Source organism: Nonomuraea sp. NPDC048826 (assembly GCF_043198225.1).
GTDB lineage: Bacteria > Actinomycetota > Actinomycetes > Streptosporangiales > Streptosporangiaceae > Nonomuraea.
The window spans coordinates 161,730-180,676 of record NZ_JBICUQ010000011.1 but is presented as its reverse complement, the minus strand read 5'-3'; the positions used below and the strand labels follow the sequence as shown (position 1 = coordinate 180,676).

Annotated in this window: 18 protein-coding genes; 9 read left to right on the top strand and 9 right to left on the bottom strand. The window is 74.3% G+C overall.

The genetic code is table 11. The features are described from left to right. Positions 1-20 precede the first annotated feature (20 nt). Positions 21-1,031 (bottom strand): methyltransferase, encoded by a 1,011-nt coding sequence (locus ACGFI7_RS35640; protein WP_393412568.1) that lies wholly within the window; start codon positions 1,029-1,031, stop codon positions 21-23. 157 nt (positions 1,032-1,188) lie between these two features. Here ACGFI7_RS35640 and ACGFI7_RS35635 point away from each other — a divergent pair, with 157 nt between their 5' ends. Both ACGFI7_RS35635 and ACGFI7_RS35630 read left to right on the top strand, forming a co-directional pair. Then, complete coding sequence (locus ACGFI7_RS35635; RefSeq protein ID WP_393412566.1) at positions 1,189-2,208, top strand: helix-turn-helix domain-containing protein; 1,020 nt, start codon at positions 1,189-1,191, stop codon at positions 2,206-2,208. 77 nt (positions 2,209-2,285) lie between these two features. Beyond that, positions 2,286-3,098, top strand: coding sequence for a class I SAM-dependent methyltransferase (locus ACGFI7_RS35630; RefSeq protein ID WP_393412564.1), 813 nt, complete (start codon positions 2,286-2,288; stop codon positions 3,096-3,098). 218 nt (positions 3,099-3,316) lie between these two features. Here the strand turns inward: ACGFI7_RS35630 and ACGFI7_RS35625 are convergent, their stop codons facing one another. After that, positions 3,317-4,516 carry a sensor histidine kinase gene (locus tag ACGFI7_RS35625; protein WP_393412562.1) on the bottom strand — a complete coding sequence of 400 codons (1,200 nt, stop codon included), beginning with the start codon at positions 4,514-4,516 and terminating at the stop codon, positions 3,317-3,319. Next, positions 4,513-5,169 carry a response regulator transcription factor gene (locus ACGFI7_RS35620; RefSeq protein WP_393412560.1) on the bottom strand — a complete coding sequence of 219 codons (657 nt, stop codon included), beginning with the start codon at positions 5,167-5,169 and terminating at the stop codon, positions 4,513-4,515. The genes ACGFI7_RS35625 and ACGFI7_RS35620 overlap by 4 nt, the downstream gene beginning before the upstream one ends. Positions 5,170-5,299: 130 nt before the next feature. Here ACGFI7_RS35620 and ACGFI7_RS35615 point away from each other — a divergent pair, with 130 nt between their 5' ends. The 4 genes from ACGFI7_RS35615 to ACGFI7_RS35600 are packed head-to-tail and all read left to right on the top strand — an operon-like array spanning position 5,300 to position 8,776. After that, complete coding sequence (locus tag ACGFI7_RS35615; protein WP_393412558.1) at positions 5,300-5,797, top strand: hypothetical protein; 498 nt, start codon at positions 5,300-5,302, stop codon at positions 5,795-5,797. Further along, a complete protein-coding gene (locus ACGFI7_RS35610; protein WP_393412556.1) occupies positions 5,797-6,891 on the top strand; it encodes a peptidoglycan-binding protein in 1,095 nt (364 codons plus the stop codon). Before ACGFI7_RS35615 ends, ACGFI7_RS35610 begins: the two co-directional genes overlap by 1 nt. Then, complete coding sequence (locus tag ACGFI7_RS35605; protein ID WP_393412554.1) at positions 6,888-7,571, top strand: ABC transporter ATP-binding protein; 684 nt, start codon at positions 6,888-6,890, stop codon at positions 7,569-7,571. The genes ACGFI7_RS35610 and ACGFI7_RS35605 overlap by 4 nt, the downstream gene beginning before the upstream one ends. After that, positions 7,571-8,776 carry an ABC transporter permease gene (locus ACGFI7_RS35600; protein WP_393412552.1) on the top strand — a complete coding sequence of 402 codons (1,206 nt, stop codon included), beginning with the start codon at positions 7,571-7,573 and terminating at the stop codon, positions 8,774-8,776. The genes ACGFI7_RS35605 and ACGFI7_RS35600 overlap by 1 nt, the downstream gene beginning before the upstream one ends. Here the strand turns inward: ACGFI7_RS35600 and ACGFI7_RS35595 are convergent. From ACGFI7_RS35595 to ACGFI7_RS35580, 4 genes are read right to left on the bottom strand one after another with little or no spacing between them, the layout of a single operon-like run. Then, on the bottom strand, positions 8,697-11,048 hold the full coding sequence (locus tag ACGFI7_RS35595; protein ID WP_393412550.1) for a xanthine dehydrogenase family protein molybdopterin-binding subunit: 2,352 nt from the start codon (positions 11,046-11,048) through the stop codon (positions 8,697-8,699). The genes ACGFI7_RS35600 and ACGFI7_RS35595 overlap by 80 nt on opposite strands. Continuing rightward, a complete protein-coding gene (locus ACGFI7_RS35590) occupies positions 11,041-12,261 on the bottom strand; it encodes a Dyp-type peroxidase (RefSeq protein ID WP_393412548.1) in 1,221 nt (406 codons plus the stop codon). The genes ACGFI7_RS35595 and ACGFI7_RS35590 overlap by 8 nt, the downstream gene beginning before the upstream one ends. Further along, positions 12,261-12,830: a copper chaperone PCu(A)C gene (locus ACGFI7_RS35585; RefSeq protein WP_393412546.1), complete on the bottom strand. Its 570-nt coding sequence runs from the start codon at positions 12,828-12,830 to the stop codon at positions 12,261-12,263. Before ACGFI7_RS35585 ends, ACGFI7_RS35590 begins: the two co-directional genes overlap by 1 nt. Before the next feature lie 9 nt (positions 12,831-12,839). Then, positions 12,840-13,415 carry an MFS transporter gene (locus ACGFI7_RS35580; protein ID WP_393412544.1) on the bottom strand — a complete coding sequence of 192 codons (576 nt, stop codon included), beginning with the start codon at positions 13,413-13,415 and terminating at the stop codon, positions 12,840-12,842. A 147-nt stretch (positions 13,416-13,562) separates the two neighbouring features. Here ACGFI7_RS35580 and ACGFI7_RS35575 point away from each other — a divergent pair, with 147 nt between their 5' ends. Together ACGFI7_RS35575 and ACGFI7_RS35570 are read left to right on the top strand one after the other, a co-directional pair. Next, the gene (locus ACGFI7_RS35575) at positions 13,563-14,246 is read left to right on the top strand and encodes a hypothetical protein (protein ID WP_393412542.1); all 684 of its coding nucleotides are present in this window, start codon (positions 13,563-13,565) and stop codon (positions 14,244-14,246) included. Between the two features lie 73 nt (positions 14,247-14,319). Then, on the top strand, positions 14,320-14,841 hold the full coding sequence (locus ACGFI7_RS35570; RefSeq protein ID WP_393412540.1) for a universal stress protein: 522 nt from the start codon (positions 14,320-14,322) through the stop codon (positions 14,839-14,841). Here the strand turns inward: ACGFI7_RS35570 and ACGFI7_RS35565 are convergent. Further along, positions 14,797-16,200 (bottom strand): PLP-dependent aminotransferase family protein, encoded by a 1,404-nt coding sequence (locus tag ACGFI7_RS35565; protein ID WP_393412538.1) that lies wholly within the window; start codon positions 16,198-16,200, stop codon positions 14,797-14,799. The two genes, ACGFI7_RS35570 and ACGFI7_RS35565, sit on opposite strands and share 45 nt — an antisense overlap. Before the next feature lie 68 nt (positions 16,201-16,268). Here ACGFI7_RS35565 and ACGFI7_RS35560 point away from each other — a divergent pair, with 68 nt between their 5' ends. Then, positions 16,269-16,718, top strand: a complete 450-nt coding sequence (locus ACGFI7_RS35560) for a carboxymuconolactone decarboxylase family protein (RefSeq protein WP_393412536.1) — start codon at positions 16,269-16,271, stop codon at positions 16,716-16,718. Here ACGFI7_RS35560 and ACGFI7_RS35555 read toward each other — a convergent pair whose 3' ends face one another. After that, a complete protein-coding gene (locus ACGFI7_RS35555) occupies positions 16,719-18,932 on the bottom strand; it encodes a heavy metal translocating P-type ATPase (RefSeq protein WP_393412534.1) in 2,214 nt (737 codons plus the stop codon). It abuts the gene before it with no gap. Between the last annotated feature and the right edge of the window lie 15 nt (positions 18,933-18,947).

Sequence of the window (18,947 nt, the reverse complement as noted above, 5' to 3'; positions counted from 1 at the left end):
CGGGTAAACCGGACCGGGGCTCAACCAGCGGTTGCCGCCACGACGTCGAAGACGCCCTCGCCGGTGACGCCGGTCAGCCGCAGACCGGCCCGCTCGAACAGCCCGGCGAACTCGCTCACCGTGCGCTGCCTGGCGCCGCCCGCGATGACCAGCATCTCCAGGTCGATCAGGGTCGAGGCGGTCGGCTCGCGCGGCGGGTCCGGGATCACGGCCTCGCACAGCAGCACCCGGCCGCCGTCGTTCATCGCCTTCCGGCAGTTGGCCAGGATTCGCACGGCGTCGTCGTCGCCCCAGTCGTGGATGATGTTGGACATCAGGTAGGCGTCGCCGCCGGGCGGCACCGATGCGAAGAAGTCGCCGCCCACCAGCTCGCACCGGTCGGCCACGCCCGCTTCGGCCAGCGGCCCGCCCGCGCCCTCGATGACGTGCGGCAGGTCGAACAGCACCCCGCGCGCCCCGGGATGCGCCGCCAGGATGGCGGCCAGCAGCGCGCCGTGGCCGCCGCCCACGTCGACGACGGTCGCGTACGGGGTGAAGTCGTGGTCGCGCACCGCCGGCCACACGAACGCGGCGGACGCCGAGGTCATCGCGTCGTTCAGCACCTCGCCGTGTTCGGGATGGTCGCGGAAGTGCTCGAAGGCCGGGCGGCCGAAGGCCCGCTCGAACGCCGGCTCGCCGGTGCGCACGCTGTCGGCGAAACCCGACCAGGCCTGCCGGTGCCACGAGGAGCCCAGCATCACGGCGAACCCGCGCTGCGACTCGGGGTGGTCCCGGCGCAGCCGCTCGCCGGTCTCGGTCAGCTCGAACACGCGGCCGTCGAGCTCGCGGAGCACGCCCAGGTCGGCGAGCGCCCGCAGCAGCCGGTAGAGCGCGTCCGGATGGGCGCCCACGGCCCGCGCCACCTGGCCGGAGTCGCGCGGGCCGCCGGCCAGCGCGTCGGCCAACCCGAGCTCGGCCGCGGCGCAGACCGCCGACGCCACCCAGGCGCCGTTGATGTAGCCCAGCAACCGCTGGGACGGGTCGGGCAGCATGGAAACCCTCCTTCTGGATCGGTCGGGCTCATCGTGTCCGGAGGGTTCTCGCGTCGTCATTGTCCGTCAGGGCAGTGCGCTTTGCCGTGCGCGCACGGGTGCGTGTCGCCGGGAGGTATCGGCCGGGGCGCGCGGCGCGCGTATCGTGTGGGCGTACGTGCGGGCGAGCGCATGGCGGCAGCCGATGACCACGCTGATCAGGGACGATCATCTGCCCGCGGCCGACCGGGCGGCCTTCTGGCGGGAGGCCGCCGAGCAGGCCTGGGTGCCGATGCGGTGCGAGCTGGACGACGAGGCCGGCTACCGCGCCGTGATGCGGGTGAGCGGTCTCGGCGTCATGCGCGTCACGCTGATCGACGGCATGCCCGTCCGGCTGCACCGGACCCCCGCGCACATCCGGCGCGCCGACCCCGACCTGCTCAAGTTGGTGCTCCTGGTACGGGGACCCGGCCCGATCATGGTGAGCCAGGGCGGCAACACGGCGTGCCTCGGCCCGGCGGAGTTCGTCTTCTACGACACCAGACGCCCGTTCGAGGTGCTCTTCGGGGCCGGCGAAGGGGGCCGGGTGCGCGGGCTGACCTTCATGTTCCCGCGCTCGGCGCTCCCCCTGCCCGCCGCGCAGCTCGCCCGGCTGACCGGAGTGCGCATCCCGACGACCGCCGGGCTCGGCTCGCTCACCTCGCGGTTCCTCATGCAGCTCGCCCGTGACATCGATCATTACAGTCCCGCCGAGGCCGCCCGGCTGTCCGCGGCCGCGCTGGAGGTGCTGGCCACCCGGCTCGCCCACGAGGCGGGCGCCGACGGCTGGGCGTCGCCGGAGGCCCGGCGGCAGGCGCTGCTGACCTCCGTGCACGCCTTCATCGGGCAGCACCTGCACGACCCCGGCCTGTCGCCGCCGATGGTCGCGGCGGCCCACCACATCTCCCTGCGCTACCTGCACAAGCTGTTCCAGGGCGAGGGCAGCACGGTGGCCGGGTCGATCAGGCGGCGGCGGCTCGAAGGCTGCCGGCGCGACCTGGCCGACCCGGCGCTGGCCGCCGCCCCGGTGTCGGCGATCGGCCGGCGGTGGGGGTTCGCCAGCCCAAGCGACTTCAGCCGCGCCTTCCGCGCCGCGCACGGGATGTCCCCGCTGGAGTACCGGCGCTGGGCGCGGCTGGCCGGTGTGCACGCGATGTGAAGGGTTGTGCGCGCCTGCCTCACGACGTCCCGCCCCGCCGGGTCCGATGCTGGCCTCACACGTCGAGGAGGTGGGGCATGGAGTACCCGTTCGAGGACCGGCGGGCCGAGGAGGCCCGGTTGGTCGCGCAGGGCAGGCTGTTCGACCCGCTCACCAGGCGGCTGCTCGCCGACGCCGGGCTCACCCCCGGGATGCGGGTGCTCGACCTGGGCAGCGGCGCGGGCAACGTGGCGCTGATCGCCGCCGGGCTGGTCGGGCCCGAGGGCAGGGTGGTGGGCGTGGAGCGCGACCCCGTCGCGGTCGAGCGCGCCCGCCGGCTGGCCGCCGAGGCGGGCGTGGCGAACGTCGAGTTCCGCGAGGGGGACGTGACGACGCTGGAAGGCGTGGAGCCGGGGTTCGACGCCGTCGTGGGCCGGCTCGTCCTCATGTATCTGGCCGACCCGGCAGGGGCGCTGCGCCGGGCGGCCGGGCGGCTGCGCCCCGGCGGGGTGCTCTGCCTGCACGAAGCCGATCTCGACTACCTGTGGGCGTACCCGCGCACCCCGCTGTGGGAGCAGCTGCGCGGGTGGCTCTTCCAGACGCTGGAGAAGGCGGGCGTGCGCCGCCGCATGGGGCTGGAGCTGTACGGGGCGTTCCGGGCCGCCGGGCTGCCCGCGCCGCGGCTGACGTTCGAGGCGGTGGCCGGCGGCGGTCCGGAGGCGCCGGCCTGGGGGTGGGCCTGGTTCGTCGGCGGGCTGGCGCCGCTGATGGCCCGGCTGGGCGTGGCCACCGTCGCCGAGGTGGGTCCTGAGACGCTGGCCGACCGGCTGCTGGCCGAGCTGACGGCGGAGGACGGCTACGTGATCGGCCCGCCGCTCGTCGGCGCCTGGGCGGTCGTGCCGGGCGAGTGAGCAGAAACCGGGCAGGAAGTGGCCTGGTGAACGGCCGGGCGCGCAGGCCATCGTGGTCGGCATCCGCACCCTCCACGCGGGACGGCCGTCCACCGTCGGACGGCCGGGGCGCGGTGGTGGGTCCGTTGATCGCGGGGTCCCGCTCAACGGACCCACCGTGCGTGACGGCTCCGAGCCGGCCATGCCGGTCCTCGGTCCGGGGTCGTGGACCGGCCGGGTCAGACGCCCTGACCTGAGCCGACGCGGGGGAGCGTGGCGGTCATCACCAGGCCGCCGCCCTCCCGGGGCCGGGCCGTCACGTCGCCGCCGTGGGCGCGGGCCACCGACCGGACGATCGACAGGCCCAGGCCCGCGCTCTTGCCCGTGACGGTGCGCTCGCCGTTGAGCCGCCGGAACGGCTTGAACAGCTCGGGCACGTCGTACGGCGGCACGACCGGCCCGGTGTTGGTGACCGTCACCGTGGCCAGCCCGCCGGTGGCCGAGCGGCTGGCGACCCGGACCCAGCCGGTGCCGTCACGCAGGTTGTGCCGGACGCCGTTCTCGACGAGGTTCGTCACCAGCCGTTCGAGCAGCAGCGCGTCGCCGGTCGTGGGCGCGGGGAACGCTTCCTCGTACACGGTGACCCGCTCCTGCTCCGCCTCGGCGGCGGTCTGGGCGACCACGTGCGCCACGATGTCGGCGAGGTCCACCGGCGAGCGGTCGGTCACCTCGTGCTCGGCCCGCGCGAGCAGCAGCAGCCCGGAGATGAGCCGCTCGTGCCGCGCGTTGATCTCCAGCAGGCTCTCCCCGAGCTGTTTGACGTCGGTGGACGCGGAGCGGCGGTGCATGGCCAGCTCGACCAGGGCGCGGTTGAGCGTCAGCGGGGTGCGCAGCTCGTGCGAGGCGTTGGCGACGAACCTGCGCTGCCCGTCGAAGGACCGGTCGAGCCTGGCCACCATGGTGTCGAAGGTGTCGGCCAGCTCCTTGACCTCGTCGACGGGCCCGCTCAGGTCGATCCGCTCGCGCAGGCCGCGGTCGGCGTCGGGGGCGGCGGCGATCCGGCGAGCGGTCGCGGTCACCTTGTGCAGCGGGGCCAGCACCCGCCCGGCCACCACCCAGCCGAGCGCCGTCGCCACGAAGGCGACCACCACCACCGCGATCACCCCCTGGGTCAGCAGGGAGGTGGTGGCGGCGGCCCGCAGGGCGGCCTCCTGCTCCGCCATCAGCTGCAACGACTCCTCGGGGCTGAGCGGCACCCCGTTGTGGATGAGGGAGAAGAACTTGTGCCGATCCCCGCCCGGGTCGCCGTACTTCTCGTCGAACATCCGTACCAGCTCCTGGTTGAACAGCAGGTACGTGACACCGACGAGCACCAGGCCGGCCAGCAGGAACAGCGCGCCGTACACGACCGTGAGCCGCAGGCGCAGCGACAGCCTCATGGGATGCGGTAGCCCGCGCCGGGCACGGTCAGCACCACCGGCGGGTCGCCCAGCTTGCGCCGCAGCTTGAGCACCGTCAGCCGGACCACGCCGGTGAACGGGTCCGCGTGCTCGTCCCACGCCTTCTCCAGCAGGCGCTCCGACGAGACCACGGCGCCGTCGGCGCGCAGCAGCTCGCAGAGCACGGCGAACTCCTTGTTCGACAGCGGCACGTACCGCCCGTTCCGGTACACCTCGCGCCTGGCCGGGTCGAGCGTGATGCCCGCGCGGCGCAGCACCGGCGGCAGCGCCGGCCGGGCGCGCCGGCCGAGCGCCTGCACCCGGGCCGACAGCTCGGCGAACGCGAACGGCTTGGCCAGGTAGTCGTCGGCTCCCAGGGACAGCCCGGCCACCCGGTCGCCGATCTCGCCCGCCGCGGTGAGCATCAGCACCCGCGCCGTCGACTTCGAGTCCACCAGCTCCCTGCACACGTCGTCGCCGTGCACCCGCGGCAGGTCCCGGTCCAGGATGACCACGTCGTAGTCGTTGACCGCGAGCCGTTCCAGCGCGGCCTCGCCGTCGTTGGCGGTGTCCACGGCGTGCGTCTCGTCCCGCAGCCACTCGGCTATCGCGTCGGCCAGGATCCGCTCGTCCTCCACTACCAGCACTCGCATGGCCGAATCGTGACGGACCGCCTGTTTGCTCGCCGTTAGCGTTCATGGAAACCGCCGGGAAACCGGCTGACCGGTTGCATCTCCTCCCGACGGCCGGAACGGGTCCGGCCGCTCGGACGAGGAGAACCCGATGGGCGTACGAATGCTCGGCCTGGCCGCGGCGCTCGCGCTGGCGTTGACCGGATGCGGCGCGAGCAGCGCGGAGTCCCCCGACGTGGCCTCGGCGGGAGGCGAGGCCACCGCCACCGCCAGCGCGGGGCCCAGCCTCAGCGGCGAGGAACGGGGCCTGAAATGGGCGCAGTGCATGCGCGAGAACGGCGTCGACATGGCCGACCCCGAGCCGGGCGGGCGGGTCCGGATGACGATGAAGCCGGGCACCCAGGACCAGATGAAGAAGGCCGAGGAGGCGTGCAAGCAGTGGCAGCCGTCCGGCGGCATGCGGCCCCGCCAGGAAGGCAACGACGAGCTGCGCAAGCTCGCCGCCTGCATGCGCGAGAACGGCGTGGAGAAGTTCCCCGACCCTGACGGCGGGCGGGTCCGCATCACCCAGGAGGTCGGGGAGGATCCCGACTTCAAGGAGGCGGAGAAGAAGTGCCAGATGGGCCGCCCCAGCCCGGGGAGCGACTGATGGGCACGGCCACGCTCGACGGGCAGGCGGTGAAGGCCCCACGCCGCCGGGGGCGCCGGGTGGTCTGGCCTGTTGCGGGGATCCTCCTGGCCGGGGCGGTCGCCGCCGCCGGTCTCGGCCTGCTCGACCGGAGCCCGGCCGGGAAGCCCGCCGCCGCCCTGCCGCCGGCCACCGCGACGATCACCGAGGAGACCTTGCTGGACACGGTCGAGGTCGACGGCGAGCTGGGCTACGGCCCGGCCGCCTCGGCGGTCAACCGCATGCGCGGCACCGTCACCTGGTTGCCGGACAGCGGTGACGTGATCAGCCGCGGCAAGCCGCTCTACAAGGTCGACAACGATCCGGTGGTCCTCCTGTACGGGGGCACGCCCGCGTACCGGGACCTGCGGATCGGCACGGAAGGCCGAGACGTGGCGAACCTGGAACGCAACCTGAGCAAGCTCGGCTACGACGGCTTCACCGTCGACGACGCCTACACCTGGTCCACCGCCCAGGCGGTCCAGGAGTGGCAGGAGGACCTCGGCCTGGCCGAGACCGGCGTGGTCGAGCTGGGCCGGGTGGTGTTCGCCGAAGGTAGGGTGCGGGTGGACACGCTGGCCGCCGAGACCGGCCAGCCGGCCGCGCCCGGCCAGAAGGTGCTCGCCTACACGGGCACCGCGAAGGTCGTCACCGCCCAGCTCGACTCGGCGGACCAGCGGCTGGCCAAGGAGGGCCGCAAGGTGACGGTCACGCTGCCCGGCGGCGACGAGGTCACCGGCAAGATCACCGAGGTCGCCACCGTGATCGTCCCCGGCCAGGGCGACCAGGAGCCGGAGACCAAGATCGAGGCGCTCGTCTCGCTCTCCGGCAAGAAGGCCGCCGCACTCGACCAGGCCGCGGTGGACGTGGCGTTCACCGCCGAGAAGCGCGAGAACGTGCTCACCGTCCCGGTCGCCGCCCTGGTCGCGCTCCGCGAGGGCGGGTTCGGCGTGGAGGTCGTCGAGGGCGGCGCCACCCGGTACGTCCCGGTCGAGACCGGGCTGTTCTCCGGCGGCCGGGTCGAGATCACCGGCGAGGGGCTCGCCGAGGGCACGACGGTGGGGATGGCGAAATGATCGAGCTGTCGCGCGTGAGCAAGGTCTACCCGGGCGGTGTCACCGCGCTGGCGGAGGTGTCGCTGGAGATCCGCCGCGGCGAGATGGTCGCCATCGCGGGGCCTTCCGGGTCCGGCAAGTCCACGATGCTCAACACCATCGGCACGCTCGACCGGCCCACGTCGGGGACCGTCAAGATCGACGGCTACGACATCGCGACGCTGTCGGACAACCGGCTGTCGGCGCTGCGGGGGACCAGGATCGGGTTCGTGTTCCAGCAGTTCCACCTGGCCGCGAACGTGCCGGCGCTCGACAACGTGGCCGACGGGCTGCTCTACAGCGGGCTGCCGCCGGCCGAGCGGCGCCGCCGCGCGCGGGTCGCGCTGGAGCGGGTCGGGCTCGGCCACCGGATGGACCACGAGCCGCACGAGCTGTCCGGCGGCGAGCGGCAGCGGGTGGCCATCGCCAGGGCCGTGGCCGGCGACCCGCCGCTGGTGCTGGCCGACGAGCCGACCGGCGCGCTCGACTCGGTGTCCGGCGCGGGGGTGATGGAGCTGCTGCGCGACCTGCACGCCTCCGGCACGACCGTGCTGATCATCACGCACGACCGGGAGATCGCCGCCGGCCTGCCCCGCCAGGTGCGGATGCGGGACGGCCGGATCGTCTCCGACTCGGCCCTGCACCCGGCCGGGGTCGCGTGATGGCCGGTCACGACCTCACCCCGCCCCGGCTGCGCCCGCGCGACGTGCTCAAGGTCGGCGCGGTGGGGCTGCGCACCCGCCCGCTGCGCGCGTTCCTGTCGGCGCTCGGCATCGCCATCGGCATCGCGGCGATGATCGGCGTGGTGGGCATCTCCTCCTCGTCCGGGGCCGAGCTGGACCGCCAGCTGTCGGCGCTGGGCACGAACCTGCTGACCGTCTCCAACGGGCAGACACTCTCCGGCGAGACGGCCACGATGCCGGTGGAGGCCGAGGCGATGATCAACCGGATAGGCCCGGTGCTGTCGGCGTCGTCGATCGGGAAGGTCGCGGACGCCAAGGTCTACCGGTCCGAGGCGATCCCCGAGGGGCAGACCGGCGGCATCACCACCTACGCCGCCCGGCTCGACCTGCTGGAGGCCGTGGGGGCGACGCTGCGCGGCGGCGTCTGGCTCAACGAGGCCACGCACACCTACCCGGCCGTGGTGCTCGGCTCGACGGCGGCGGAACGGCTCGGCGTCGCCGAGGCCGGCCCCGCCACCCAGGTGCTGATCGGCCGCGAGCGGTTCACCGTCGTCGGCATCCTGGAGCCGGTGGCGCTCGCCGTGGAACTGGACACCGCCGCGCTGGTCGGCTGGCCCGTCGCGGAGGAGAAGCTGGGCTTCGACGGCCATCCCACCGTCCTCTACACGCGGGTGGACGAGCAGCGCATGGACGCGGTACGGGACGTGCTGGCCGGCACCGGCAACCCGGAGGCGCCCAACGAGCTCGACGTCTCCCGCCCGTCGGACGCGCTGGCCGCCAAGCAGGCCACCGACCAGGCGTTCACCGGCCTGCTTCTGGGCGTCGGCGCGGTGGCGCTGATCGTCGGCGGGGTCGGTGTGGCCAACACCATGGTCATCTCGGTGCTGGAGCGCCGGGCCGAGATCGGCCTGCGCCGCTCGCTGGGCGCCACCCGGGGCCAGATCCGCACCCAGTTCCTCGCCGAGTCGCTGCTGCTGTCGGCGATCGGCGGGATCGGCGGCGTCTGCGTCGGCGCCGCCGTCACGGTCGGCTACGCCGCGTACGAGCGGTGGCCGTCGGTGATCCCGGCGGAGGCGACGGTGGGCGGCCTGGCCGCGACGCTGGTCATCGGCGCGGTGGCGGGTCTGTATCCGGCGATCCGGGCCTCCCGTCTCTCTCCGACCGAGGCGCTGGCCGCGCCCTGAGCAGGTTCCAGACCCGCTCCGGGGTCAGCGGCGTGCCGGTGACCAGGTCGGCGATCTCGGGCAGCGCGGCGGCCACCGCGTTGCCGATCGCGGCGGGCGGGCCGATCGTGCCCGCCTCGCCGACGCCCTTCATCCCGCCCGGCGTCACCCCCGACGGCGTCACCAGCGACGCGACGACGATGTCCGGCACCTCCCGAGCGGTCGGCGGGAGGTAGTCGGCGACCGGCTGGCCGTCGTCGGTGTAGACGACCTCCTCGGTCAGCGCCATGCCGATGCCCTGCGCCACCCCGCCCCTGATCTGGCCCTCGACGATCTCCGGGTTCAGCTGCACCCCGGCGTCGTTGACCACCCAGTAGCGCTCGACCTCCACCTCCCCGGTCTCCACGTCCACGGCGACCGCCGCCGCCTGCGCGCCGTAGGCGTAGGTGTAGTCGGACGGGTCGTACACCGCACGCTCCTCCAGCCCCGGCGCCATCCCCTCGGGCAGGTCCCAGCCGCGCCACGCCGACGCGGCCAGCTCGGCCAGCGGCACCGACGCCCGCGGGTCGCCCTTCACCCGCACCAGCCCGCCGGCCACCTCCAGGTCGCCGGGGGCCGCCTCCAGGCGGTGCGCGGCCATCGCCAGCAGCTTGTCGCGCAGCCGGTCGGCCGCCCGCACCAGCGCCGTCCCGCCGACCGCCGCCGCCCGGCTGGCGATGGAGCCGATCGGCGAGTACGGGGTCGACGCCGTGTCGCCCAGCACCACCCGCACCCGGTCGATCGGCACCCCGAGCCGGTCGGCGGCGAGCTGGGCGAGCACGGTCTCGATGCCCTGCCCGATCCCGGCCAGCCCCGAGGCGACCACCACCGACCCGTCCGGTTCCATGCGCAGCCGCGCCGACTCGAACCCGCCGCTCATGATGCCGGCCGCCTTCATCGCCGCCGACGCGCCCATGCCGGTGATCTCCACGTGGCACGAGTAGCCGACGCCGCGGCGGCGGCCGTCGTCCCGCACCGGCGGCGACACCAGGTCGCGCAGCGTGCGCAGCGCCCTCGGGTAGTCGCCCGAGTCGTAGGTCTGCCAGATCCGGTTCCCGCACGGCAGGTCGTCCGGCCCGAGCATGTTGCGCAGCCGCAGCTCGACCGGGTCCGCGCCGAGCCTGCGGGCCGCCTCGTCCACCAGCCGCTCCCGCGTCCAGGCCGCCTCCGGCTGGCCGTAGCCGCGGTAGGAGCCGGTCGGCGTGGTCGTGGTGACCACCCCGCGCACCCGCGCCCCGGCCAGGTCGAACCGGTACGGCCCTGGCAGCATCATCGCCGTCACCGCGAACGGCCCCGCGCCCACGTTCGACGGGTGCGCCCCCAGGTCGCCGGCGATGTCCGCGTGCAGCGCCACGAACCGCCCGCCGGAGTCCAGCGCCAGCCGCCCCCGGTGCACCGCGGCCCGCGACGGCAGCGTGGCCACCAGCCGGTCGCCGGGCGACTCGGTCCAGCACACCGGGCGGCGCAGCCGCAGCGCGGCCAGGCACACCAGCAGCTCGTCCGGGTAGACGTGCTCCTTCCCGCCGAACCCGCCGCCGACGTCCGCGCCGATCACCCGTACCCGGTCGTGAGACAGCCCGAGCGCGCCCGCCGCCTGCTCGCGCGCCTGGTGCGCCGCCTGCGTGGACAGCCGGACGGTCAGCTCCTCGCCGTCGTACGCGGCCACCACGCCGCGCGTCTCCATCGGGTACGGGGAGACGCGGCCGAACGTGAACGTCAGGTCGACCACCAGGTCGGCGGCGGCGATCGCGGCCTCGCAGTCGTCGCCCAGCGCGAAGTCGGCGGCGACGTTGGCGCCCCACTCCGGGTAGAGGAGCGGCGCGCCCGCCGCCAGCGCGCGCTCCACGCCGACCACGGCGGGCAGCTCGTCGAGGTCCAGGTCGACGAGGGCGGCCGCGTCCTCGGCGGCCTCCGGCGTGGCCGCCACCACGAGCGCCACCGGCTGCCCGGCGTAGCGGACCGTCTCGTCCAGCACGGGGTAGGAGTCGACCGGCTGGCCGGGCACCAGCCCCGCGCAGGGGAGCCGGAGCCCGGCCGCGTCCGCCGGGGTGATCACGTCGAGCACCCCGGCCGCGGCCCGCGCCGCCTTGGCGTCGCACCCGGTCAGCCGGGCGTGCGCGACCGGGCTGCGCACCACGGCCGCGTACGCCATGCCGGGCAGCCTGGTCGCCCCGACGTACCGGCCGCGGCCCGCCAGCAGCCGGGCGTCCTCGACTCGGGGTGTCCGGGATCCTACGTACGCGCTGTCAGCCATGCCCTCGATTCTGAGCGGCTCCGCCCGCCCCGTCCACGAGCAGCGTCTCCCCGATCCAGCCCGCCGGGCCGCACCCGGGCGGGATCGCGAACACCGCCGAGCCGATCGCGGTGATCCACGCGTTGAGCAGGTCGCCTTCGGCCAGCCGCCGCTGGACCGGGACGAACTGCTTGTCCACGTCCGCCTGGTAGGAGGCGAAGAGCAGCCCCGAGTCGGGGGTGCCGTCCCCGGCCAGCCCGTCGTCGTAGTTGTACGGGCGGCGCAGGATGCGGGCGCCGGGGTCGGCCACCCGTGCCCGCCTGATGTGCGCGTACTCGGCGATGACGGGGAAGCCCAGCTTGTTCACCCGGTCGAAGTCGGGCTCGTCGTGCTCGGCCGCGCCGGTGAGCGGGGCGCCGTCGGAGAGACGGCGGCCGATCGTGAACTCCCTGCCGGTACGGTCCAGCTCGTCCCACGACTCCAGGTCCATCCGGATCCGGCGCAGCACCAGCGTGGTGCCGCCGCGCAGCGGGCCCTGGCCGACCCAGACCGCGCGGTCCAGGCCGGCCGGGTTGACCGTGCCGTCGAGCTGGCCCATCAGGTTGCGCTGGGTGGCCCCGGCGGGCTGGACGTGCGCGCCGCGCCGGAAGCCGCGCTGGGTCCAGCGCACCGTGGCGAACGCGCGCGCGTCCTTGACCAGCATCCGCAGCGCGTGCGCGACGGTGATCGGGTCGTCGGCGCAGATCTGGGCCAGCAGGTCGCCGCCGGACCAGCGGTCCGCCAGCTTGTCCGTCTCGAACGCGGGCAGCTGCCGGACCGGCGGGTCCACCCCGGCCGCCTCGAACAGGCCGGGCCCGAACCCGAACGTGACCGTCAGCCGGGCAGGGGAGACGGCCAGCTCGGGCTCGGTGTCGGCGAGCGCGCCCCGGCCCTCGGCGAGCCGGCGCGCGTCGTCGGTCAGCAGCCGCATCAGCCGGACGATCGGCTCGCGGCCGACGCCCGGCTTGAGGTCGAACGCGACGAACACGGCGTGCGCCTGCGGGGCCGTGGCGACCCCGGCCTGGTGGACGCCGTGGAACGGCTCGGTCTCCGTCCCGCCGGGTCTGCCGACCGTGGGAGCGTCTTCCGGCGAGGCCCCGGCTGCGATACCGGCCACCGCGCCGGCCGCCGTGCCCACGGCCGTCACCGCCCCGGCCGCGAACAGCCCCCGCCGGGTGATCCTCCGCTCGGCCATCAGTGGTCCATGCCCGGCTGGTAGTCCTCCTTCGCGCCCGCGAAGTCCTTGCCCACGGCGGTGAACTCCAGCGCCGGACCGCCCTCCACGGTCAGCGTGAACGGGATCTCCGCGCCCGGCCGCACCTCCTCCGTGACGCCCATCAGCATGATGTGGTCGCCGCCGGGCTTGAGCTCGTGGCTGCCGCGAGCAGGGACGACGATCCCGCCCTGCTTCGGCCGCATGACCATCTTGTTGTCGGACGCGACCACCTCGTGCAGCTCCATCTCGGGCGACAGCGGCGAGGCGGCGCCGACGACGGTGATCGGGCGGTCGGTGTGGTTGACCAGGGTGCCGAACGCGGCGGTCATCCCCTTCTCCACCGCCTTCACCCAGGGGTCGGTGATGGTCAGCGCCGGCGCCTGGACGCTCGCGGTGGGCGCGGGCGCGGCGGCCGGGGTGGCGGCCGGGGTGGCGGTGGTGCCGCAGCCGGCGAGCAGCACGGCCGTGGTGGTGACGAGCAGGGTGTAGCGGGTGTTCATGGACATGCCTTCCTGCGCCCGCGGCGCAGTCGCCGGGGCGTCGGTCATCGGAAAAGGTCAGCGGGTTCCGATGACCGCGGGCGGCCCGCGCCCGCTGACGGCATGCCGGAGGATCGCCGAGCGCAGCACAGGGGGCTCAGCGTGGGGCGGCGCCGCGAACGGCGTCACCGGCACCGGCACCAGCACGGCGACGAGCCGTACGGCCAGGCGGCGCAGCAGACCCCACAGCGCGGCCTCGCCGCGCGCCAGCCAGAGCGCGGTCAGCCCGACCGCCCAGCCGTGGGCGACGAGCATCCCCAGCCCGGGCACCAGCCCGGATCCGGGGTGCACCACGTGCGCGACCACCTCGGCGGGGGAGCCGCCGTGCGAGAGCGAGAACAGCACGTGCAGCACGAGCTGGAGCCCGCCCAGCAGCGCCAGGATCGTCCCCTGGCCCCGCTCCCGCCCCGCCACCGGATAGGCGCACGCGGCGGCCACGCAGAACCCGGCCACCATGGCCGGCCCCGGCACGCTCCCGCCCCCGAAGACGTGCGCCACCATGCCCAGGCCAAGACACACCGCGGCGAACACCGCGGCGCGGACGAGGCGGAACGGCAGGCTGGAAGGCACGATGCCGCCATGATCCCACGCCACCCCGTCGGTCCCTCGTCCGGCGCGGCCCCGGATCTCGGCGAGACCGCCGGTCCTTTCCTCGGCCCGACCCCGGGATCCACACGTCACCCCCTGGTCCTTTTCCCGGCCCGGCCCCCGATCCGGGCGAGAGGGGCATAATGGCGCGGGATGCTGACGCCCACGGATCCGTACGCGTACGCGGCGGCGATCGCCCCGGTCATCGACGCGGTCCACGTCACCCTGCACGCCGCCACCCGCAGACCCGAAGCACTCGGATTGTTGAACGATCTGCGGTACACCCTCCCCCTGCGCCCTCTCACGAGACGCGACCTCGCCGCCGTCCACCGGTACGGGACCGACCGCGAGGAAGACGTGAGGGAGCACGTCCGGCGCGGCGAGCTGGCCGACGACGGCGACACACTGCGGCTGACGGAGCGCGGCCTGGAGACCGTGCGCGAGCTGTACGCGACACACGCCGCCACGGCCGCGCGGATCTGGCCCGACCACGACGTCGAGACCCTCGCCGAGCTGGCCGGACGGGTGCTCGGCAAGGCCATGGCCGAGCCGGGCCCCGCGCTCGCCGTGATGACCCCGCCCTACGAGCCCGACGAGTCACCGGCGGGGCTGCTGCTGTTCAACCGGCTGGCGGCGCTACGCTACGCCCGCGCCGACGCCCACGCGGCGGCGTGGCAGGCGGCCGGTCTCACCGCGGCGGAGGTCGTCGCGCTGGCGCCCGGCGGCCTGCGCGAGCGCATCGAGGCCGACACCAACCGCCGCGCGGCGCCTCCGTACGCATGCCTTTCGGAACAGGACCGGGAATTCCTCCACAAGGGCTTGCTCGCCCTGGTGTGAGGGTCCGAAACTCATACCTCCCGGTTACTAGCCGAAAGGCGCACTATGGTACGTACCTCGACTAGGGAGGGGCGTGGTGGATCAGGACCTGCCCGGCGGCGCGCGGCTCATCGTGGGCATCGACGAGACCCCGGCCTCGCGCTGGGCACTCGCCTGGGCCATCGGGACCGCCAGGCTGCGCCGCATGGCTCTCGTCGCGGTTCATGTCAGCAGGGCGCCGGTGCACCCGTTCCCCGAGGCGCTGCCCGTGCAGCACGCCATCCGGTCGGGTGAGGAGGCCCGCTGCAACGAGCTCATCGCGGGCGTGTTCGAGGACGTCGCGGGCGGGCTTCCCGAAGACCTGCACACGGTCATGGTGTCCAGGGTCGGCGACCCCGGCTACCACCTCGTCGACCTGGCCCGCGAAGGCGACCTGCTGGTGCTCGGACGCAGCCGCCGCGGCCTGTTCAGCCGCATGTTCCTGCCCTCGACCAGCATGTACTGCGCCCGCCACGCCAAGACGACGGTGGTGATCGTGCAGCAGCCCACCCCGCCCGACGAACCGGAGCTGTCAGAGGACCGCTCGCGCCGCTTCTGGAGCCGCGGGCACGATTGACGCGCGCAGCAGGCGCAGCCCGGCGGGCACGGCCTGCTCGTGGATCATGCCGTAGCCGATCACCAGTCCCGGCTGCGCCGGAGCCTGCCCGCAGTACGCTTCCAGCCGCTCGACGCGCAGCCCTTCGCGCTCCCGTACCGTCAGCCCCGGCGCGAGCCGCGCGCACAGGTGCAGGCCCGCGGACGACGGGACGGGGAGCAGCCGGTCGTCCCCGGCCAGCGCCTCGGCGATCATCGCGTGCCGTGCCGCGTAGACCCGGGTGGCCTTCCTGATGTGCCTGGCCAGCAGGCCCTCGTCGATGAAACGGGCCAGCGCCGCCTGCGTGGGCAGCTCGCCGTGCCAGTCCGCCAGCCGCTTGGCGGCGCGCAACGCGGGCCCCAGCGAGGCCGGCGCGACCAGGAAGCCGAGCCTGAGGATCGGCAGCAGCGTCTTGGAGAACGAGCCGACGTAGATGACCCGGCCGGCCCGGTCCAGGCTCTGCAGCGGCTCCAGCGGGCGGTCGCCGAACCGGAACTCGCTGTCGTAGTCGTCCTCGATCACCACCGCCTGCCGCCGCTCCGCCCAGGCCAGCAGCGCCGCCCTGCGGGCCGGGGACATCGGCGTGCCCAGCGGGAACTGGTGCGACGGCGTCACGTACACCAGCCGCGCCCCGTCCGGGATGGCCGCCACGTCGATGCCCTCCTCGTCCACCGGCACGCCGATCACGCGGGCGCCGAGCGAGCGGAACAGGTCCCTGGCCGGCGGGTAGCCGGGCTCCTCGACCGCCACGCCCGCCCCCGGCTCGATCAGCACCCGGCCGACCAGGTCGAGCGCCTGCTGGGCGCCGCTGGTGACGAGCACGTCCGCGGCGCTCGCCCGTACCGAGCGGCTGATGCCGATGTGCCGGGCGATGGCCTCGCGCAGGCCCTCGTGCCCCGACGGGTCGCCGTACGCGGCGAGTGCGCCCCGCAGCTCCGCCGTGACGAGCCTGCGCCAGGTCGCCATCGGGAAGAGCCGGGGGTCGGGGACGCCCGCGCGGAAGTCGTACGGGACCGGGCCGTCCAGGGGCGGGGGCTCCGGCAGCGAGGACCACACGGGCCTCGGCAGGACCACGCCCGCGGGCGCGGCGCGGCCGCGCACCGGCTCCCCGGAGACGAACGTGCCCGCGCCCGCGCGGCCGATCAGGAACCCGTCGGCGACCAGGCGTTCGTAGGCGACGGCGACCGTGTTCCTGGAGACCTCCAGGCGCCTGGCCAGCTCCCTGGTCGGCGGGAGCCGCTCGCCGGAGCGGAGCCGGCCGTCCAGGATGGCGTCCAGGAGCTGACGGTAGATCTGCGCCGCCAGGTCGCCGCGCCCGGTGAGAGAGACGTGCACGTCCACGTTGGCCCAATCAACTCGCAGTGAATTGGAGCTTATCTTGGGACAAGTCGCGATTTAGCGTTGCCGTCATGACCGAACGCATGGATCTCGGCGCCCTCGCCGCCGACGCCTACAAGGCCATGTCCGGCCTCGACCGGTTCGTACGAGAGAGCACCCTGCCCAAGCCGCTGCTGGAACTCGTCCGGCTGCGGGCCAGTCAGATCAACGGCTGCGTCTACTGCGTGGACATGCACAGCTCCGACGCCAAGGCGGCGGGGGAGAGCGACGCCCGCCTGCACGCGGTGTCCGTCTGGCAGGAGGCGCCGTTCTTCACCGAGCAGGAGCGCGCCGCCCTGGCCTTCACCGAGGCCGCCACCCGGCTGTCCACCCACGACGTGAGCGACGAGATCTGGCGGCAGGCGGCGGACTGCTTCACCGAGCCGGAGCTGGCGGCGCTGGTGGTGGCCGTGGCCACCATCAACGCCTGGAACCGGATGGGCGTCGCCACCCGCATGACGCCCGAGTCGGCCAAGGGCTGATCACTTGAACGCGCGCAGCCGCAGGCTGTTGCTCACCACGAACACGCTGGAGAACGCCATCGCGCCCCCCGCGATCATCGGGTTGAGCAGCCCCATCGCGGCCAGCGGAAGCGCGGCCACGTTGTAGGCGAACGCCCAGAACAGGTTGCCCTTGATGGTGGCGAGCGTCCTGCGCGACAGGCGCAGGGCGTCGGCCGCCACCCGCAGGTCACCGCGGACCAGCGTCAGGTCGGACGCCTCGATGGCCGCGTCGGTGCCCGTGCCCATGGCCAGCCCCAGGTCGGCCTGGGCGAGCGCGGCCGCGTCGTTGACGCCGTCGCCCACCATCGCCACGACCTTGCCCTCGCCCTGCAGGCGCTTGACCACGTCGACCTTCTCCGCCGGCAGCACCCCGGCGATCACCTCGTCGATGCCGACCTCGGCCGCCACCGTGCGGGCCACCTTCTCGTCGTCGCCGGTGAGCAGGATCGGCGTGAGCCCGAGCCGCTTCAGCTCGGCCACCGCCTCGGCGCTGGTGGGCTTCACCACGTCGGACACCACCAGCACGGCGCGCGCCCGGCCGTCCCAGCCGACCGCGACCGCGGTGCGGCCCGCCGCCCGCGCCCGCTCCATGGCCTCCTCCAGCTCGGGCGGGAGGTGCTGCGACCACTCCTCCAGCAGCCTGGGCCGGCCGACCAGCACCGCGTGCCCGTCGACGACGCCCTGCACGCCGAGCCCCTCGACGTTCGCGAAGTCCTCGACCGTCGCGTCGGACTCGGCGGCCCTGGCCACGGCCTGCGCGATCGGGTGCTCGGAGGCGTGCTCCAGGGCCCCGGCCAGGCGCAGCACCTCGGCCTCGTCCTCGCCCTCGGCCACGTGGACCTCGGCGAGCGTCATCCGGCCCTCGGTGACCGTGCCGGTCTTGTCGAGCACGATCGTGTCCGCCTTGCGGGTGGACTCCAGCACCTCGGGACCCTTGATCAGGATGCCGAGCTGGGCGCCCCTGCCCGAGCCGACCAGCAGCGCCGTCGGCGTCGCCAGACCCAGCGCGCACGGGCAGGCGATGATCAGCACCGCCACCGCCGCGGTGAACGCCGCGCCGGCGCCGTTGCCCGTACCGAGCCAGAACCCGAGCGTCCCCACCGCGAGCGCGATCACGATCGGCACGAACACGCCCGAGATGCGGTCGGCGAGCCGCTGCACCTCGGCCTTGCCCGTCTGGGCCTCCTCCACCAGCTTCGCCATCTGCGCGAGCTGGGTGTCGGCGCCGACCCGGGTGGCGCGGACCACCAGCCGGCCGCTCGCGTTCACCGTCGCGCCCGTCACCGCGTCGCCGGGCCGCACCTCGACCGGCACCGACTCACCGGTCAGCATCGAGGCGTCGACGGCCGACACGCCCTCCTCGACCACGCCGTCCGTGGCGATCTTCTCGCCCGGCCGGACCACGAACCGGTCGCCGGCCGCGAGCCCGCTGGTCGGCACGCGACGGCCGTCGACCAGCTCCACGTCCTTGGCGCCCAGCTCCATCAGCGCGCGCAGCGCCGCCCCGGCCCGCCGCTTGGACCGCGTCTCGAAGTAGCGCCCGGCCAGGATGAACGCCGTCACCCCCGCCGCGGCCTCCAGATAGATGTTGCCGGAGCCGTCGGTGCGCTGGATCGTCAGCTCGAACGGGTGGGTCATGCCCGGCATCCCGGCCGTGCCGAAGAACAGCGCCCACAGCGACCAGCCGAACGCCGCGAGCGTGCCCATCGAGATCAGCGTGTCCATGGTGGCGGCGCCGTGGCGCAGGTTGGTCCAGGCCGCCTTGTGGAACGGCCAGCCCGCGTACACCACCACCGGCCCCGCCAGCGCCAGCGAGGCCCACTGCCAGTTGCGGAACTGCAGGGCCGGGATCATGGCCATGGCCACCACCGGGACGCTCAGCACCACCGCGACGATCAACCGGTCGCGCAGGCTGTTGTCCGGCTTCTCCGGCTCCTGCCCCGCCTCGTCCTCGGACTGCTCGCGAGGCAGTTCGGCCGTGTAGCCGGCCTTCTCCACCTCCTGGACCAGCAGGTGCGGGTCCAGGTCGGCGGGGAAGACGACCTTGGCCTTCTCGGTCGCGTAGTTGACCGTCGCCGTCACGCCGTCGAGCTTGTTGAGCTTGCGCTCGATCCGGTTGGCGCAGGAAGCGCAGGTCATGCCGCCGATCGAGAGCTCGACCGCGCTCCCGCGGTCGTCGGTGAGCGATGACATCACCTATCTCCTCTC

Bases quoted from the DNA above. Each gene is read 5' to 3' on its own strand.
- ACGFI7_RS35640 (WP_393412568.1), bottom strand. From the start codon at position 1,031: ATGCTGCCCGACCCGTCCCAGCGGTTGCTGGGCTACATCAACGGCGCC.
- ACGFI7_RS35630 (WP_393412564.1), top strand. From the start codon at position 2,286: ATGGAGTACCCGTTCGAGGACCGGCGGGCCGAGGAGGCCCGGTTGGTC.
- ACGFI7_RS35625 (WP_393412562.1), bottom strand. From the start codon at position 4,516: ATGAGGCTGTCGCTGCGCCTGCGGCTCACGGTCGTGTACGGCGCGCTG.
- ACGFI7_RS35620 (WP_393412560.1), bottom strand. From the start codon at position 5,169: ATGCGAGTGCTGGTAGTGGAGGACGAGCGGATCCTGGCCGACGCGATA.
- ACGFI7_RS35615 (WP_393412558.1), top strand. From the start codon at position 5,300: ATGGGCGTACGAATGCTCGGCCTGGCCGCGGCGCTCGCGCTGGCGTTG.
- ACGFI7_RS35610 (WP_393412556.1), top strand. From the start codon at position 5,797: ATGGGCACGGCCACGCTCGACGGGCAGGCGGTGAAGGCCCCACGCCGC.
- ACGFI7_RS35605 (WP_393412554.1), top strand. From the start codon at position 6,888: ATGATCGAGCTGTCGCGCGTGAGCAAGGTCTACCCGGGCGGTGTCACC.
- ACGFI7_RS35600 (WP_393412552.1), top strand. From the start codon at position 7,571: ATGGCCGGTCACGACCTCACCCCGCCCCGGCTGCGCCCGCGCGACGTG.
- ACGFI7_RS35595 (WP_393412550.1), bottom strand. From the start codon at position 11,048: ATGGCTGACAGCGCGTACGTAGGATCCCGGACACCCCGAGTCGAGGAC.
- ACGFI7_RS35590 (WP_393412548.1), bottom strand. From the start codon at position 12,261: ATGGCCGAGCGGAGGATCACCCGGCGGGGGCTGTTCGCGGCCGGGGCG.
- ACGFI7_RS35585 (WP_393412546.1), bottom strand. From the start codon at position 12,830: ATGACCGACGCCCCGGCGACTGCGCCGCGGGCGCAGGAAGGCATGTCC.
- ACGFI7_RS35575 (WP_393412542.1), top strand. From the start codon at position 13,563: ATGCTGACGCCCACGGATCCGTACGCGTACGCGGCGGCGATCGCCCCG.
- ACGFI7_RS35560 (WP_393412536.1), top strand. From the start codon at position 16,269: ATGACCGAACGCATGGATCTCGGCGCCCTCGCCGCCGACGCCTACAAG.
- ACGFI7_RS35555 (WP_393412534.1), bottom strand. From the start codon at position 18,932: ATGTCATCGCTCACCGACGACCGCGGGAGCGCGGTCGAGCTCTCGATC.